At 67.7% G+C, this 16,999-nt stretch carries 15 protein-coding genes; 8 read left to right on the forward strand and 7 right to left on the reverse strand.

The features are described from left to right. Positions 1 to 130 precede the first annotated feature (130 nt). The 4 genes from ctaC to ABD231_RS14315 all read left to right on the forward strand — a co-directional run bounded on the left by ctaC (position 131) and on the right by ABD231_RS14315 (position 4,497). The gene (ctaC, locus tag ABD231_RS14300; protein WP_344150542.1) at positions 131 to 988 is read left to right on the forward strand and encodes an aa3-type cytochrome oxidase subunit II; all 858 of its coding nucleotides are present in this window, start codon (positions 131 to 133) and stop codon (positions 986 to 988) included. Then, positions 985 to 2,754: an aa3-type cytochrome oxidase subunit I gene (gene ctaD / locus ABD231_RS14305; protein WP_486336019.1), complete on the forward strand. Its 1,770-nt coding sequence runs from the start codon at positions 985 to 987 to the stop codon at positions 2,752 to 2,754. Before ctaC ends, ctaD begins: the two co-directional genes overlap by 4 nt. Then, entirely contained in the window at positions 2,751 to 3,146 is a 396-nt protein-coding gene (locus tag ABD231_RS14310; protein WP_344150545.1) for a cytochrome c oxidase subunit 4, read from the forward strand. The genes ctaD and ABD231_RS14310 overlap by 4 nt, the downstream gene beginning before the upstream one ends. A gap of 115 nt (positions 3,147 to 3,261) precedes the next feature. Continuing rightward, positions 3,262 to 4,497, forward strand: a complete 1,236-nt coding sequence (locus ABD231_RS14315; RefSeq protein ID WP_344150548.1) for a L,D-transpeptidase — start codon at positions 3,262 to 3,264, stop codon at positions 4,495 to 4,497. On the opposite strand, the gene ABD231_RS14320 is transcribed toward ABD231_RS14315, so the two are convergent. The 6 genes from ABD231_RS14320 to ctaE form a co-directional block, all read right to left on the reverse strand. Continuing rightward, positions 4,494 to 5,270, reverse strand: a complete 777-nt coding sequence (locus ABD231_RS14320; protein WP_344150551.1) for an FG-GAP repeat domain-containing protein — start codon at positions 5,268 to 5,270, stop codon at positions 4,494 to 4,496. The two genes, ABD231_RS14315 and ABD231_RS14320, sit on opposite strands and share 4 nt — an antisense overlap. Further along, positions 5,270 to 7,714: a hypothetical protein gene (locus ABD231_RS14325; protein ID WP_344150554.1), complete on the reverse strand. Its 2,445-nt coding sequence runs from the start codon at positions 7,712 to 7,714 to the stop codon at positions 5,270 to 5,272. The genes ABD231_RS14320 and ABD231_RS14325 overlap by 1 nt, the downstream gene beginning before the upstream one ends. 95 nt (positions 7,715 to 7,809) lie before the next feature. After that, entirely contained in the window at positions 7,810 to 9,489 is a 1,680-nt protein-coding gene (qcrB, locus tag ABD231_RS14330; RefSeq protein ID WP_344150557.1) for a cytochrome bc1 complex cytochrome b subunit, read from the reverse strand. Between the two features lie 5 nt (positions 9,490 to 9,494). Continuing rightward, positions 9,495 to 10,544, reverse strand: coding sequence for a cytochrome bc1 complex Rieske iron-sulfur subunit (qcrA, locus tag ABD231_RS14335; protein ID WP_344150560.1), 1,050 nt, complete (start codon positions 10,542 to 10,544; stop codon positions 9,495 to 9,497). Further along, the gene (gene qcrC / locus ABD231_RS14340; RefSeq protein WP_344150563.1) at positions 10,541 to 11,434 is read right to left on the reverse strand and encodes a cytochrome bc1 complex diheme cytochrome c subunit; all 894 of its coding nucleotides are present in this window, start codon (positions 11,432 to 11,434) and stop codon (positions 10,541 to 10,543) included. The genes qcrA and qcrC overlap by 4 nt, the downstream gene beginning before the upstream one ends. Further along, positions 11,431 to 12,144: an aa3-type cytochrome oxidase subunit III gene (ctaE, locus tag ABD231_RS14345; protein WP_486336020.1), complete on the reverse strand. Its 714-nt coding sequence runs from the start codon at positions 12,142 to 12,144 to the stop codon at positions 11,431 to 11,433. Before ctaE ends, qcrC begins: the two co-directional genes overlap by 4 nt. A gap of 19 nt (positions 12,145 to 12,163) precedes the next feature. On the opposite strand from ctaE, the gene ABD231_RS14350 reads away from it, so the two are divergent. The 3 genes from ABD231_RS14350 to trpD are packed head-to-tail and all read left to right on the forward strand — an operon-like array spanning position 12,164 to position 14,594. Then, positions 12,164 to 13,081: a cytochrome c oxidase assembly protein gene (locus tag ABD231_RS14350; protein ID WP_344150569.1), complete on the forward strand. Its 918-nt coding sequence runs from the start codon at positions 12,164 to 12,166 to the stop codon at positions 13,079 to 13,081. Positions 13,082 to 13,125: 44 nt separating this feature from the next. Further along, positions 13,126 to 13,542, forward strand: a complete 417-nt coding sequence (locus ABD231_RS14355; RefSeq protein WP_344150572.1) for an Rv3143 family two-component system response regulator — start codon at positions 13,126 to 13,128, stop codon at positions 13,540 to 13,542. An 8-nt stretch (positions 13,543 to 13,550) separates the two neighbouring features. After that, positions 13,551 to 14,594: an anthranilate phosphoribosyltransferase gene (trpD, locus tag ABD231_RS14360; protein WP_344150575.1), complete on the forward strand. Its 1,044-nt coding sequence runs from the start codon at positions 13,551 to 13,553 to the stop codon at positions 14,592 to 14,594. Positions 14,595 to 14,628: 34 nt separating this feature from the next. Here trpD and ABD231_RS14365 read toward each other — a convergent pair whose 3' ends face one another. Next, positions 14,629 to 15,132: a hypothetical protein gene (locus ABD231_RS14365; RefSeq protein ID WP_344150578.1), complete on the reverse strand. Its 504-nt coding sequence runs from the start codon at positions 15,130 to 15,132 to the stop codon at positions 14,629 to 14,631. Positions 15,133 to 16,224: 1,092 nt separating this feature from the next. Here ABD231_RS14365 and ABD231_RS14370 point away from each other — a divergent pair. Beyond that, entirely contained in the window at positions 16,225 to 16,698 is a 474-nt protein-coding gene (locus ABD231_RS14370; RefSeq protein ID WP_344150581.1) for a hypothetical protein, read from the forward strand. Positions 16,699 to 16,999: the final 301 nt, after the last annotated feature.

A 16,999-nucleotide genomic window follows, 5' to 3' on the forward strand; every position in this document is an offset into this window, starting at 1 on the left:
AGGGGAAACGCTAAGGCCTACCTATGCGCAGGACGGCGTTTGGTGTCCAGTAGTGTTTGGTCGTCAGTCTCACTTGGGAAGGGAAAGGCGCCCCGTGGGTTCGAACGGCACGTCCGGAGTGGAGGAGCGCATGGCAGGTCCTGCCCGCGCCACACGTCCGGCGAAACGACGGCTGCTGGCCGCGGCGGCAACGGTGCTCGGCACCGTGCTGCTGACCGGTTGTTCGTCGGAGACCACTGAGCAGTGGAAACGACTCGGTCTCCCCGAGGCCGCCTCGGACCGGACCGAGGCTGTCCGCAGTCTCTGGATCGGCGCGTGGATCGCGGCCTTGATCATCGGCGTCGCGGTGTGGGCCCTGATCCTGTACGTCGTGGTGCGCTACCGCAAGCGCAACGACGAGGCACCCAAGCAGGTGCGGTACAACCTGCCGCTCGAGGTGCTGTACACGCTGGCCCCGTTCGCGATCATCGGGGTGCTCTTCTTCTACACCGTCGAGCACGGCAACCAGATCACCAGGATGTCGGGCACGCCCCAGCACACGGTGAACGTGGTCGGCCAGCAGTGGCAGTGGACCTTCAACTACAAGGAGCAGGTCAACGGGCAGGAGGGCGTCTGGGAGACCGGAACGCTCGACAAGCCCGCCGAGCTGTGGCTCCCGGTGAACGAGTCGGTGCACTTCGACCTGACCTCGCCGGACGTCATCCACTCCTTCTGGGTCCCGTCGTTCTACTTCAAGCTCGACGTGATCCCGGGCCGGACCAACAAGTTCGAGGTCACGCCGACCAAGACCGGTACGTTCGCCGGCAAGTGCGCCGAGCTCTGCGGGCTCTACCACAGCCGGATGATCTTCAGTGTCAAGGTGGTCACCCGCGCCGAGTACGACCAGCACCTCAAGGAACTGGCCGACCGCGGCCAGACCGGTGCCGCCGTCGGCGGCAAGGACGCGACCACCATTCCTGGTCACGGTGAGCAGGAGGGCGGGAAATGACCGACTTCGCCGAGCGCTCCGGCGCCATCGGGACGAGTGCGGCACTGCCGCGGCGGCGTAGCAAGGGCCAGATCGCGGTCAAGTGGATGACGACGACCGATCACAAGCTGATCGGTCACCTGTACCTGATCACGTCGTTCGCGTTCTTCCTGATCGGCGGCGTGATGGCGCTGCTGATCCGGGCCGAGCTGGCCAAGCCGGGTCTGCAGATCGTGAACGAAGAGGTCTACAACCAGCTCTTCACGATGCACGGCACGATCATGCTGCTGCTCTTCGCGACGCCGCTGTTCGTCGGCTTCGCGAACGTGATCATGCCGGTCCAGATCGGTGCTCCCGACGTCGCGTTCCCGCGGCTCAACATGTTCAGCTTCTGGCTGTTCCTGTTCGGCGGCCTGATCACGATCAGCGGCTTCTTCACCCCCGGTGGTGCCGCCGACTTCGGCTGGTTCGCCTACGCCCCGCTGTCGAACGCGGTCCGTTCGCCGGGCATCGGCGGTGACCTGTGGATCATGGGTCTGTGGATGGCCGGTCTGGGCACCATCCTCGGTGCGGTGAACTTCGTCACCACGATCATCACCATGCGCGCCCCGGGGATGACGATGTTCCGGATGTCGATGTTCACCTGGAACATCCTGGTGACGTCGATCCTGGTCCTGATCGCCTTCCCGATCCTGGCCGGCGCGCTGCTGATGCTGGAGGCGGATCGAGCCTTGGGGGCTCACGTCTTCGACGCCGGGAACGGCGGTCCACTGCTCTGGCAACACCTGTTCTGGTTCTTCGGGCATCCAGAGGTCTACATCATCGCGCTGCCGTTCTTCGGCATCATCACCGAGATCCTGCCGGTCTTCAGCCGCAAGCCGCTGTTCGGCTACATCGGCCTGGTCGCCGCGACGCTCGGTATCGGCATCCTCTCGGTGGCGGTGTGGGCCCACCACATGTTCGTCACCGGAGCGGTGAACCTGCCGTTCTTCTCGTTCATGACGTTCTTGATCGCGGTCCCGACCGGGGTGAAGTTCTTCAACTGGATCGGCACGATCTGGGGCGGATCGGTCTCGTTCGAGACCCCGATGCTCTGGTCGATCGGCTTCCTGACGACCTTCCTGTTCGGCGGCCTGACCGGCATCATCCTGGCCTCGCCGGCGCTGGACTACCAGCTGTCCGACTCGTACTTCGTGGTCGCGCACTTCCACTACGTCGTCTTCGGCACGGTGGTGTTCGCGATGTTCGCCGGGTTCTACTTCTGGTGGCCGAAGATGACCGGCCGGATGCTCGACGAACGCCTCGGCAAGCTGCACTTCTGGCTGCTGTTCATCGGCTTCCACACGACGTTCCTGGTGCAGCACTGGCTGGGCGTCGAGGGCATGCCGCGGCGCTACGCGTCGTACGGGGCGAACGAGGGCTTCACCACGCTGAACGAGGTCTCCAGCGTCGGTGCCTTCGTGCTCGGCCTGTCGATGCTGCCGTTCTTCTACAACGTCTACAAGTCCCGCAAGGCACCGCTGGTCAACACCGACGACCCGTGGGGCTGGGGCCGATCAATGGAGTGGGCGACCAGTTCGCCGCCGCCGCGGCACAACTTCGACAAGCTGCCGCGGATCCGGTCCGAGAGCCCGGCCTTCGACCTGCACCACCCGGAGCTGGCGCTCGCCGAGTACCCGGCCAACCGGGCCGCAGCTGACAACCTGCTCGATGCCGGCGAGGACCAGGGCCGCGTGGCCCTGCTCGAGGAGAACGCGGCGAAGAACGAAGGGAAGGACGGCGCGTGAAGGTCGAGGCCTGGGTCTTCGGACTCCTGAGCGTGTTCGTACTGGTCGTCACGCCGATCTACTGGCTGATGTCGGAGGACCCGACCGGGACCACCGCACTGGTGATGACGTTCTTCCTGTCGCTGCTGATCGCGTTCTACCTCAGCGTCACCGCCCGCCGGATGGACGCCCGTCCGGAGGACCGCAAGGAAGCCGAGATCGTGGACGGGGCCGGTGAGCTCGGCTTCTTCCCGCCGCACTCGTGGTGGCCGCTGTTCTGCGCCCTCACGCTGTCGGTGGTCGTGCTCGGCCTGGTCTTCGGCTGGTGGCTGTTCATCGCCGGGTGCGCGATCGGGATCGTCACGCTGTCGGGCTTCATCTTCGAGTACTACCGCGGGGATCACGCCCACTAGTAGTTGAAACCATCATGAGAACGCCGTCCGGGCCAACCGGACGGCGTTTTCGTGCGTCTGAGGAACGACGGGTTACGCTGGGCGGCGGTTGACGGATACAGGGGAGAACTGGGGAATGGTAAGCAGGAAACACGGCCTGGCCGTGGTGGGAATCGCGGCGATGCTGCTGGCCGGCACCGCGTGCAGCGACACCGAGGGCGGCGCCAAGCCGGGCCCCGGTGGCACCCAGAGCAGCAGTACGCCGGGTGTGTCGACGCCCCCCGGCACCTCGGCGACGCCGTCGGACAACCCGGCCGCGGCCAATGTCGCGGTGGTCCCGGCGAACGGCGCCAAGGCGGTCGCGCCGGACAAGCCGGTGACCGTGACCACCTCGGTGGGCACGATCAAGTCGGTCACGCTCAAGGACGACGACGGTGACACCGTCGACGGCGCCCTGAACGCCGACAAGACCCAGTGGACGGCCGGCCCCGGGGTCAAGCCCGGAGCGACGTACACGCTGACCGGCTCGGCCGAGGGCACCGACGGCGCGAACGTGCCGATCTCCTCGAGCTTCACCACCCTGAAGGCGACCAGGAACCTGAAGGCCTCGGTCGTCCCGCTGAACGGCGAGACCGTCGGCGTCGCGCTCCCGATCCAGATCTACTGGAACAACCCGGTCACCGACCGCGCCGCGGTCGAGAAGCGGCTCGAGGTCAAGACCTCGGTCCCGGTCGAGGGCAGCTGGCACTGGGTGAACAACAAGCAGGTCAACTACCGGCCGAAGGCCTACTGGCCGGCCGGCACCAAGGTCACGGTGCTGATCAAGACCGCCGGGGTGAACGCCGGCAACGGCACCTGGGGTGCCGCCAGCCGCGAGATCAAGTTCGCGATCGGCAAGTCGGTGGTCAGCAAGGTCGACGTAGCGAAGCACACGATGACGGTGACCATCAACGGCAAGCTGGCCCGCACCATCCCGATCACCGCCGGCAAGGACGGCTTCACCACCCGCAGCGGGGTGAAGGTGATCATGGAGAAGTTCGCCACCAAGCGGATGGACGCCCGGACCGTCGGCATTCAGCCCGGCGACCCGGAGTACTACGACATCCACGACGTGAAGTGGGCCCAGCGGGTGACGAGCTCCGGTGAGTTCATCCACGGCGCCCCGTGGTCGAGCGGCAGCCAGGGCAGCGCCAACGTCAGCCACGGCTGCGTCGGGATGAGCCTGGCCAACGGTCAATGGTTCTTCAACCAGACGCTGCGCGGCGACCCCGTCGTGGTGACCGGCACCAAGCGGTACATGACCGCCGGTAACGGCTGGACCGACTGGAACCTGCCCTACGAGAAGTACAAGCAAGGCTCAGCACTGAGCTAGAGGGCCATCAGGCTCGCTCCCTGCCAGCCGCCGCCGGCGGAGTAGCGACCCTGGGACCAGGGATTGCTGGTGGTGGCGCCGCTGTGAGGATAGACCCACGCGGCGCCATCGCTGTCACGGACGGTGATGTCCAACCGACCGTCCCCGGTCACGTCCTGCAGCAACATCACATTGGCCAGCCCCCAGCCGCTCCCTGCGGCGATCTGAGCGCCTGTCGCGGTCACATGGACAGTCAGGTTCCCGGACCCGTCCCGGGCCACCAGATCGGCACGTCCGTCGCCGGTGACATCACCGACGAGCAGGGCGGTGGCCGAGTTCCAGTTCACCCCGACACTGAACGGTCCGGTCCAGTTGGCCGCCGTACCGGATTTGCCGTTGTGCGGGTAGGTCCACATGCTGCCGTCGCGGCGGCGGCTCACCAGGTCGGGCTTGCCGTCACCGGTCAGGTCACCCATCCCGATCCAGTCCGCGATGTCCCAGCCGGTGAGGCCGGTCGCGTACGGCGAATTCCAGCCGGCCGCGTTCCCGCTCAGCCCGTTGTGCGGATACACGTGGAGGGTCTGGTCGTTGCGGACCATCACCAGATCCGCCTTGCCGGTGCCGGTCGCGTCGGCCAGGAAGATCACCCGGGCGATGTCCCACCCCGTCGTGTTGGTGTCGTAGGAAGTCGTCCACGGATTGCTCGCCGACTGACCGTTGTGCGGGTACACGATGAGGCGGCCGTTCCGGCGGACCACCATGTCGGCCTTGCCGTCGCCAGTGACGTCGATCATCAGTTGACCTCCGTTCCGTTGACGACCAACCGCTCCAGTCCGGGGACCGGTGGCCGGTGAACCGTAATCCTGCTCGGGCTTTGCGCCAGGGCGGAGTGGGTGACGTTCAGGGTCTTGCCATCAGCGGACAGCCGGAAACGCAGCGACAAAGGCCCGAACAGCGTGGGCATCTTGTCGAACACCGTCTCGGAGTCCTTCGAAATCCAGGCGAGCGGGCAGAGCCGCAGCAGGTGCAGCTCACCAAGAGTCACCGCGTCGTCGATCACCGCGTGCCGGGCGGCCCAGGTGATCAGCGGCTGGGTGAAGAGCGTCCCGTACATGCCGTGCCGGTGCTCGCCGGAGATGAACGTGTCCGGCGAGATCGCGCCGGTGAGCAGCCCGTACAGCCCTTCGAGGAAGTGTGCGCGGTCGCCTCGCTGCCAGCTGTGGAAGAGGTTCCAGCTGTAGCAGGGCTCACCGCTGCTCTGCTCGTGGTCCAGGACGACCCGGTCGAGCGCGGTGTGGTGTGCGGGGTCGAAGTTGGCCACGTTGGGGCCGACCCGGAAGAACTCGACGAACGACGTCATCAGCGGATCGTCGGCAGGGAGCAGATCGGCGTACACCGACATCAGGGCGCCACCGTCGAACGCCTCCAGGTCCGGCCAGGCGCTCTCGTTGCCGTAGAACTTGCTGGGCAGGATCGGATGCTTGACGCCGCTCGGATCGGTCCACCGCGGCGCAGTCGTCGCCTCCTGGCGAAGTGTGTTCGCGTAGATGGTCCGGAAGGAGTCGGCGAGCTGCGCGAACTCGTTCGCCCGCGGGTGCGAGATCCGCTGCAGCAGCTGTACTGCGGTCCGCAGACCACGGTGGATCCAGGCCTGACTCGAGATCGCCTGCTGGACCTGGGCGGTGTCGTTCGCCTTGCCCGGTGGCATCAGCCCCTTCACCGCCGCATGCCCCTGGTACTGACACGCCCGCTGGATGAACTCGCAGGCCTTCACGATCGGAGTCAGCCAGCGGTTCAGGAAGGCCTGGTCTCCGCTGAGTAGCACGTGCCTGGCCGCAGCCTCCAGGATCGCGCCGTGGTCGCTGAGCCAGTGGAACGGCTGCAGCTGCGCTGGGGTGGCAAAGAAGCCGTCACGGGAGAACTGCTTGTAGTCGTCACCCGGCGGCTCCACCGTACCCTGGACCGCCAGATAGAGCTCCAGATGCGACGCCACCACGTCGTGGTAGCCGAGGAGGTCCAGGAACATGTGGCTGACCATCGAGGTCGGCGTACTCCACAGCATGTCGTAGCCGTAGGAGCCGGACAGGAAGGTGTGCTTGCCGGTGTCCGGGCTCTTCTCGCCGATGATCTCGGCCAACTGCACGCTGCGACGGAAGAACTGGTCGACATACGGCTCCGGCGTGCTGACGGACGCGGCGGTGGCCGGCTTCCTGGCCCAATACGTCTCCGCCTGCGCGAGAGCACCGGCGTACCCGAGGGCTAGCTCAGCGTCGATCTCAGCGCGCGGCTGGGGGAGCATCGGCACCAGTACGTCGACGTACGCGCCCTTGCGAGCCTGGATGTTCACCGTGAGGTCGTACACCCCGTTGGCGCCGGTCAGCGTGGTCGCGCCGGGCACGCTGACGGCCATCCGGACCAGTCCGGCGCCGTCGAAGACCCGGGCGGGCACAGGCTCCGGTCCGGGGTTGAAGACCTGCTCGATCTTCAGAGTGGTGTCGAGTGGAGCCGTTGCCGGGATGACCTCCATGGTGACGAAGGCGTCCTGCTGCTGCGGCGGATCGATCCGGTGCTTGATGTATGCCTTGCTGAGCCGCAGAACGAAGGAGAACGACGCCGGCGGCCGCACCTCACTCACCTGCTCGATCGAGAACCGCGTCCATGCGTAGATCGGCTCCAGCGCAGTCTGGACGTCAGGAGCACCGCGGAGATGCGCGAACACCGACTGACGCAGTACGACGCCCTCCTGCCGCCGGTGCTCGGTCCACAGCACCGGCGTGTGCTTGTCCTGCTGCCAGCCCTGGATGCCGACTCCGAAGTCACCCTTGTACAGGTAGTAGCGCCCGGTCGGCATCGGCGGGATGACCCCGCGGTCCGGCATCACGGGGGTCACCTGGAAGTCCTTGTTGACGTAGGCGTCCAGGTACGGCTTGGGGTGACCGACCGGCAGCGCCACCGCCGGCTGGCACACCATGGTGCCGTTGTAGAACATGTCGAACCGGAACAGGTGCGATTTCCACCCGACCGGGGTCCAGACACCCCGCTGTGGGGCCCACCACCGCAGGGCCTCCTGGACATTTGGTTCGCCGAACACACCCGCCGCCTGAGCCTGCTGGGCGTGGGCAGCTGCGGCAGGCGCGGCGGCCGCCGTACTGGCTGCTGTGCTGGTGGATGTCAGACCGGCAGCAGTCGCAGCACCGGCCAGTTGGAGGGCGCGTCGTCGAGACAGTTCGGGCGGCATGGAAGAAGTTTTCGACATACCGAAGACGCGCGCAAGCAGTTAGACCACAACGAAAAACGCCCCCGGCCTCAGCCAGGGGCGTTCTCGGTACTGCGTCAGTGCTTGTCGGGCGTGACCTCGTGGAAGGCGTCCGTCTCGGTCAGCTCGTGCACGTCGTCGTCGTGACCGTGCGAGTGCGCGTCCTCGATCTCCGCCGCGGTCGGCTTCTGCACCGCGTCCGCGTAGTAGAAGCGGCTCAGCTTGGCGCGCACCTTGTTCAGTGCCCGGCGCGGAGCGCGAACCCCGTTGTCGTCAGTCTCCGGACCCACCTCGTACGGGACGAGCCGGTCGTGCGCGGTGAGCTCGTAGGCCTCGAAGTTCGAGATCGGCGTGTGCCGCTCCGAGTAACCGCCGTCGGGGGAGCGGACGATAATGCCCGACTCCAGACCGTGCAACAGCCGCTCCTGGTCGGCGCGCTGCAGCGAGATCGCGATCCGCCGCGTCACCCAGAAGGCGAGCACCGGACCGAGGAACACCGCGACCCGCAGGAACCAGGTCACCTTGTTCAGCGACACGTCGAAGTGGGTCGCCACCAGGTCGTTACCGCCACCGATCCACAGCAGGCCGTAGAAGGTGATGAAGGCGGCACCGATACCGGTCCGGGTCGGCACGTTGCGCGGCCGGTCCAGCAGGTGGTGCTCCCGCTTGTCGCCGGTGATCCAGCTCTCGATGAACGGATACAGCGCGACCAGCGTGACGAAGGCAGGTGGTATCAGCAGCGCCGGTATCAGCAGGTTCCAGCTGAGCGTGACGCCCCAGAAATGGGACTCGAAGCCCGGCATGATGCGGACCGAGCCTTCCAGCCAGCCCATGTACCAGTCCGGCTGTGAGCCGGCCGTCACCTCGGCGGGGTTGTACGGCCCGTACAGCCAGACCGGGTTGATCTGCAGCAGCGCGCCCATCAGCGCGGTGATGCCGAACACGACGAAGAAGAAGCCGCCGGCCTTGGCCATGTAGACCGGCATCAGCGGGTAGCCGACGACGTTCTTCTCGGTCCGCCCGGGACCGGCGTACTGGGTGTGCTTGTGGTACACGACCAGGAACAGGTGCGCCGTGACCAGGGCCAGGATCAACCCCGGGATCAGCAGCACGTGCACGGTGAAGAACCGGGACACGAACTCGTCACCCGGGAACTCGCCGCCGAAGATGAAGAAGCTCAGGTAGGTCCCGATGATCGGGGACGCCTGGATCATGCCCTGGGTGATGCGCAGCCCGGTGCCCGACAGCAGGTCGTCGGGGAGGCCGTAGCCGATGAAGCCCTCGATGATGCCGAGGAACAGCATCCCGAAGCCGATCACCCAGTTCAGCTCACGCGGCTTGCGGAACGCGCCGGTGAAGAAGATCCGGAGCAGGTGCACCATCATCGCGGCGATGAACAGCACCGCCGCCCAGTGGTGGATCTGCCGCATCAGCAGACCGCCGCGGACGTCGAACGAGATGTCCAGCGTCGACGCGTAGGCCTCGGACATGTGCAGGCCCTTGAGCAGGCTGTACGAACCCTGGTACTCGACCTCGGCCATCGACGGCTTGAACCAGAAGGTCAGGAAGATGCCGGTGAGGATCAGGATGATGAAGCTGTACAGCGCGATCTCGCCGAGCATGAACGACCAGTGGTCCGGGAAGACCTTGCGCAGGTTCTTCCGGCCGATCTTGCCGATCCCCAGGCGGTCGTCGACCCACTTGACCGGCGGCGGAAACTCCGCCGTCGCGGCAGGCTTTTCTTTCGTGTCTGACACTGGTGTCACCCTCGTTCCCAGAAGCTCGGGCCGACCGGCTCGGTGAAGCCGCTCTGCGCGACCAGGTAGCCCTCTGCGTCCACTGCCAACGGTAGCTGAGGCAGCGGCCGGGCAGCAGGCCCGAAGATCACCTTCGCGCCGTCGGCCAGGTCGAACGTCGACTGGTGGCACGGGCAGAGCACGTGGTGCGTGGTCTGCTCGTACAGGGAGATCGGGCAGCCCACGTGGGTGCAGATCTTGGAGTAGCACAGGATGCCGTCGATACCCCAGTTCTCCCGACCGGGCTTGGTGCGGATCTTGTTCGGCTCGATCCGGACCACGATCACCGCGGCCTTCGCCTTGGCGTTCTGGTACTCGACCGCGCTCTCCTCCTGCAGCGGAGTGAGGTTGGCCGGCTGCGCGTTGACCAGCTGGCCGACGACCAGGTCGGACGGCTTGATCGGGCGGTCGGTGACGTCGTTGACGACCCGGATGCCCTTGGCCCAGATGGTGTTGTACAGGCTGCGGCCCGGCAGCGGACCGAGGTCACGCAGCAGCACGATGGCCGGCAGACCGAGCAGGCCCATCGCACCGAGCAGCGAGCGGCGGATCAGCTTGCGCCGGCCGAAGCCGGACTCGGCCGCACCCTCCTTGAAGCCCTCGATGATGTCGGCCTTCTGCTCCGGCGACGAGTTGGCGTCGTGCCGCAGCTCGACGATCTCGGTGTCGACCATCAGCTGCTTGGCCCACTGGATCGCCCCGGCGCCGATCAGGAACAGCCCGACGCCCAGGCACAGGCCCAGCGTCATGTTGTTCGCGTTACCGGACAGCGGACCGAACTCGAGGATCGCGTCCCGCGGGATCGCGAAGTACGCGACGCAGGCGCCGAGGGCCAGCAGGCCGGCCAGCGTGAACATCGTCGCGACCTGACGCTCCGCCCGGTCGGCGGCCTTCGGGTCGATATCGGTGATCCGGTACTCGTGCGGCTCCAGACCCGGATCCGCGATCGGCTCGGCCACCTCGACCGTGCCGTGGTGCTCGTCGTCCGCCTTCACAGGCAGGTTCTTGTCACTCATTCGGCGCTCGCCCCCTCAGCCTTGTGTGCTGCGCCGGGGCCCTTGGCCTTCACGCCCTTGGCGCCGATCCAGACCGCCACCACGACCAGCAGGCCGATACCGACCAGCCAGCCCCACAGACCCTCGGAGACCGGGCCGAGCCGGCCGAGACCGAAGCCACCCGGGTCCTTCTGCTCCTGCAGCGCGTGCAGGTACGCGATGATGTCGCGCTTGTCCTCCGGCAGCATCACCTGGTCGGAGAAGACCGGCATCTGCTGCGGACCGGTCAGCATCGCCTCGTAGATGTGCTTCGGGTCGACGTTCATCAGCGACGGCGCGTACTTGCCGTTGGGCAGCGCGCCACCCTTGCCGGCGAAGTTGTGGCAGGCCGTGCAGTTGGTCCGGAAGAGCTCGCCACCACGGGTGACCTGCTCGTCGGTGGCCTTGCTGATGTCGTACGCGTCGGTCGCCGGAACGGCCGGGCCCGGGGACAGCGAGGCGACGTACGCGGCCAGGGCCTCGATCTCCTCCGGCGTGTAGGTGGGAGTCTTCCGCGGGACCTGGGCGCCCGGCTGCATCGCGGGCATCCGGCCGGTGCCGACCTGGAAGTCGACCGCGGCCGCACCGACACCGATCAGCGACGGGCCGGCCATCTTGCCCTCGCCGTTCCCGCTGCCTTCGGCGTTCAGGCCGTGACAGCTGGAGCAGCCGACCGCGAAGAGCTTCTTGCCCTCTTCGATCTGCTGGGACTGGGCCGAGTTGTCGGCCACCGCGCTGCCAGGGGCAAACGCGGCGTACGCCGAGCCCACTGCCAGGAGGCCGAACAGGAGCACGACGAGGCCGGCGGACCGGTGCCGTCGTCGCGCGGAGAGAAAGCGCGCCGGTGACAAGGAGGTTCTCTTCTCACTCATTTGAGCAGGTAGATGGTCGCGAACAGGGCGATCCAGACCACGTCGACGAAGTGCCAGTAGTACGACACGACGATCGCCGAGACGGCCTGTTCGTGGGTGAACTTGCGGGTCATGTAGGTCCTGGCCAGGACGAACACGAAGGCGATCAGGCCGCCGGTCACGTGCAGGCCGTGGAAGCCGGTGGTCAGGTAGAACACCGACCCGTACGGCGAGGACGAGATCGTGATGCCCTCGTGGATCAGCGTGGCGTACTCCGTCACCTGGCCGGCGATGAAGACCGCGCCCATCAGGTACGTGAGGATGAACCACTCACGCATCCCCCACTTGAGGAAGTTCGCCGCGGAGCCGACCCGGCCGACCCGGCCGTGCTCGGCCGCGAAGACGCCGAACTGGCACGTCACCGAGGAGAGCACCAGGATCAGCGTGTTGGTCAGCGCGAACGGGATGTTCAGCATCTCCGTCGACGCGTCCCAGAGCGTCTCCGTCCCGGGCGCCGCGGTCGCGGTCGTCACCGACCGGATCGTGAAGTACGCCGCGAACAGAGCGGCGAAGAACATCAGTTCGCTCGCTAGCCAGACGATCGTGCCGACACTGACCATGCTGGGACGGTCGTGGTGTCCGTGTTCACGAGACGCTGGGAGCGCAGTTGCAGTGGCCACGCCGTCATTATGTCGGTCCACCCCGGAAGTACTACGACCACCCCCATGCATGTCGCACTACTGTTGAAAGGTGCTTCCTCTCCACGCCGGGCCCGGTGACCAGATCGCGCCGTTCACACCCCTGCGGTTGCTGACGGCCTGGACCTTCGAACCGGTGTTACTCGCCGTGATCATCGCGGCCGGTGCGCTCTACCTGTACGGCGTCCGCCAGCTCCGCAAACGCGGTGACAAATGGCCCGTCGGGCGGACCGTCGCGTTCGTCGGACTGGGGCTGGGCAGCGCGGTGATCGCGACCCAATCGGCGCTGGGCACTTACGACACGGTGCTGCTGAGCGTGCACATGGCTCAGCACATGGTCCTGTCGATGCTGACGCCGCTGATGATGGCGCTCGGCGCGCCGGTCACGCTGGCGCTGCGGACGCTGCCCCAGCGGCCCCGGAAATGGTTGCTCTCCGTGTTGCATTCGCGGATCGCGAAGGTCGCCTGCTTCCCGCTGATCGGCTTCACGCTGTTCGTCCTGAGCCCCTGGGTGCTCTATTTCAGCGGCATCTACGACGCCACGCTGCGCTCGACCGCGCTGCACGACCTGCTGCATTTCCACTTCGTGCTGGTCGGATCGCTGTTCTTCTGGCCGCTGCTGGGCATCGATCCGGTCCCGGGGCGGGTGATCTACCCGTTCCGGCTGATCATGACGTTCCTCACGTTGCCGTTCCACGCGTTCCTCGGGATCACGATCATGTCCGCGAACAAGCTGATCGCCGAGGACTGGTACACGAGTTTCGAACGCTCCTGGCCGCCCTCGCCACTACACGACCAGTTCATCGCCGGCGGCCTGCTGTGGGGTTCCGGCGACATCGTCGGGCTGGTGTTCTTCGGCGTTCTGTTCGTCCAGTGGGTGCGCGACTCGCAGCGTGAGGCGCGCCGCGAGGACCGCCGCCTGGACCGGTTGGAGGAACAGGCGCGCCGGGCTGAACAGACACCCCGGTAGCATTCAGCTGTCCAGTCGCCTTTTTCACAGCTTGGGATGAATCGATGAGCTCAGAGCGTCCGCTGAAGGTTCTCGTCTACAGCGACGACCGTACGACGCGGGAGTCCGTCCGGCTCGCGCTGGGCAAGCGCCCGGCCGCCGATCTGCCTGCCCTCGAGTACGTCGAGTGTGCGACCGAGCCGGCCGTGATCAAGACCATGGACAAGGGCGGGATCGACCTGGCCATCCTGGACGGCGAAGCAGTGCCGGCCGGTGGCATGGGGATCGCCCGGCAACTGAAGGACGAGATCTTCAACTGCCCGCCGGTCCTGGTCATCACCGGCCGTCCGCAGGACGCCTGGCTGGCCACCTGGTCGCGCGCCGAGGCCGCGGTCTCGCACCCGATCGACCCGGTCCGGTTCGCCGAGGTCACCGCGGACCTGCTCCGCGCCGTGGTCGCCAAGCTGCCCGCCACCACCTGATCCCGGCGATGGCCGCCTACACCTGGCCGCAGGTCCTCAACCCGCTGCTGCGCGGCGAGGACCTCGAGGTCACCGCCACTGCGTGGGCGATGGAGCAGATCCTGTCCGGCGCCGCGTCCCCGGCCCAGCTGGCCGGCTTCGTCATCGCACTCCGCGCCAAGGGCGAGACAGTCACCGAGGTCGAGGGCCTGGTCACGACCATGCGCGACTTCGCGACCCGGATCTCGGTCCCCGGCCGGACCCTGGACGTCGTCGGTACCGGCGGCGACCAGGCCCACACCGTCAACATCAGCACGATGTCCGCGATCGTTGCCGCCGGCGCCGGTGCGAAGGTCGTCAAACACGGCAACCGCGCCGCATCCTCGGCATGCGGAGCGGCCGACGTACTGGAGGAGCTCGGGATTCCGCTGGACCTCACCGCAGCGCAGGTCGCCGAGGTGGGGGAGCAGGCCGGGATCACCTTCTGCTTCGCGCCCGCATTCCACCCCGCGCTGCGGCATGCCGCCGTACCGCGGCGGGAGCTCGGTGTACCGACGACCTTCAACTTCCTTGGGCCGCTGGCGAACCCCGGTGACCCGTCCGCCCAGGCGGTCGGCGTCGGCGATGCCCGCGTTGCTGGGCTGATGGCCGGCGTACTGGCCCGGCGCGGGATCGACGCGCTGGTCTTCCACGGCGACGACGGGCTGGACGAACTCACCACCCGTACGACGTCGCAGGTGTGGAACGTCGGTGGCGGAGAGGTGGAAGGGCCGTTCACGGTCGACCCGCGCGATCTCGGCATCGAGCCGGTGTCGGCGGATGCGCTGAAGGGTGCGGACGCGCCGTACAACGCCAAGGTCGTCCGGTCGCTGCTCGAAGGCGAAGCGGGCGCTGTGCGCGACGTCGTTCTGCTGAACGCCGGGGCGGCGCTTGCCGCCTACACCCCGGTCGAGGGCCCGATCACCGCGCGGATCCGGGCCGGGATGGACCTCGCCGCCGAGGCGATCGACTCCGGCGCGGCCAAGGACGTCCTGGACCGCTGGATCGCCGCCTGCGCGACTGTGCGCGGCTAGCTGTTGGCCGGCGGGACTCGCGTCCCGCCGGTTCTCAACGGCTGATCTTGATCTCGCTGACCTTCGTCCGCCACACCTGAATCCACGTCGGCGTCGTCCCTGCGATGTCCCCGATCGACACCGCCGCCGTACCGTCCCCGCGGTCGACGACCGCGATCAGCACAGTCGAGAACGTCTCCTTCAGCTTCGGCGCCTTGACCGCCACCCGCGTGGTGATCTCGTGCCCCTTGTGCCCATCCACGGTGATCGCCTTGTGCGTCGTACCGGAGATCTTCGCGCCCTCGCCGTACAGCCCGATGATCGCCCGCGACCCGGCTTGGGTGGCGGCCGCCTTCAACCCGGCCGGCGTACTGGTCACCTTGAACGTCGGCGTCAGCTGACCGAACGAGACGTAGTTCCCCCAGTCGGCTTCCTTGTTGTAGTTCTCGTGCACGGTCAGCCAGATCGCAGCCCCGCCGTACTGCCCCGACCGCTCGCCGGTGTTCGTCCACGCCGACCCCATGATCGGCATCGTGTCCTTGTTGGCAGCAACGATCAACGCCCCCAACACCTCTCCCCGAGGCGGCGGCGTCTCCGAAGGTTTGACCGAAGGACTAACCGTCCGAAACCCCGGATTCCCCGAAGGCAACGAGACGGGTTGAACCGCATCAGCCCGAGTCCAGATCCACCCGACGCTCAACGCAGTAGCCGTCAAAGCAGCCACCACCAAAACCAAAGCCCCAACCAACCGAGCCCGAGCCCCCGAATCCCCACCAGGCCTCAAAACCACCCCATACCCCTCAGCCTCAGGCACCCCAACCCGCTTACTTCCCGTCCCAGCCCCACCAGCCTGCTGCGCCACCCCACCAGCCTGCTCGCCACCGGACCCAGCGCCCGGCCCACCAGCCCTCTGCCCACCCTGCTGTGCAGCCGAGGGCCGCCCAACCTGCTGCGCAGACGCCGGCTGAGCCTGCTGCGCGTACGACGGCAGCCCACCCGGCGCACCCGCCTGCCCAGCCCGAGGCCCGTACTGCACTGGCCCACCCTGAGCCCCACTCGGCCCACCCTGCTGAGGACCACTCGGCCCACCCTGAGCCCCACTCGGCCCACCTTGTGATCCAGCCGGCGCGCCCTGCGGCCCACTCGGCCCGCCTTGTGATCCAGCCGGCGCGCCCTGCGGCCCACTCGGCCCGCCTTGTGATCCAGCCAGCCCGCCCTGCGGCCCACCCGGCACACCGCCAGGCTGATTGCCCGGCCGCTGCCCTTGCGGCCCACCTGGCCCGTTGCCCTGCGGAACACCCCACTGCGCGCCCTGCGGACCTGCCGGCCCACCCTGCGGTCCAGCAGACCCAACTCCGGCCTGAGTGCCCGCCCGCTGACCCGGCAACCCGCCTGGCTCGTTCCCGTGCGGACCTGCCGGCCCACCCGGTCCGTTGCCTTGCGGAACACCCTGCCCGCCCTGCGGTACCTGGGGACCCGCCGGCCCAGCCTGCGACCACGTCGGGCCCACCGCAGGCTGAGAGCCCGACCGCTGACCCTGCGGTCCACCTGACCCGTTGCCCTGCGGCACACCTCCCTGCCCGCCCTGCGGACCCTGGGGACCCGCCGGCCCAGCCGGTGCCGAGGCCGCCCCATGCACAGGCGGTCGGCCATGCGGCCCAGCCGTCATCTGCCCAGGCCGCGGCCCAAACCCTTCCTGCCCCGGCGGCAGCCCACGCTGACCCGCCTGATTCGCCTGACCCGCTTGCATTGGGTGTGCGGACTCACCGGGCTGCACGTGCTGACCTGCCTGCACTGGCTGACCCAACTGTCCGGGCTGTCCCGGCAGCCCAGGCTGACCCGCCTGCACCCGCTGACCGGGTTGTCCCGGCTGCACTGGCTGAGCCGCTTGCACCGGCTGTCCAGGCTGACCTGGCACCTGTGGCGGCGCCGGCTGCACTGGGTTTCCGGAGTCTCCCGGCCGTGCTGGCTGACGGGGCTGCCCCGGTTGACCTGCCTGCACGGGGTGACCCGGCTGTGCCGGCTGTGCCGGTGGGCCGGAGGGTGCGGACTGGTCGCCGTACGGACGTGCAGGCGGTTGCGCGCCCTGCCCGGGGTGCTGCGCGAACTGCGGTCCCGGCTGTGATCCGCCCTGCGGCGCATACCCCGGAGCCTGACCCACCGGCGACCCCTGCGCGGGGGAGCGCGGTGGCGGAGGTGGTGGCGGCGCAGGCGCAGGCGACTGCCCCATCAACACGTCATCCGATCCACCCGACGAAACCGGGGGAGTACCCAGTCCACCCGCGACCGGCGCATTGCCCAGCCCACCGGTTGGCGGAGCACCCGGACCGCCCGCGGCCGGGGGAGTGCCACCGGCGAGCGGCGGCGTTTCCGCCTCCGTTGGCGGGCGTGCGGGGGCTACGGGCGGCGGTGGTGGTGCGCTGTGC

The organism is Kribbella yunnanensis, from assembly GCF_039529655.1.
GTDB lineage: Bacteria > Actinomycetota > Actinomycetes > Propionibacteriales > Kribbellaceae > Kribbella > Kribbella yunnanensis.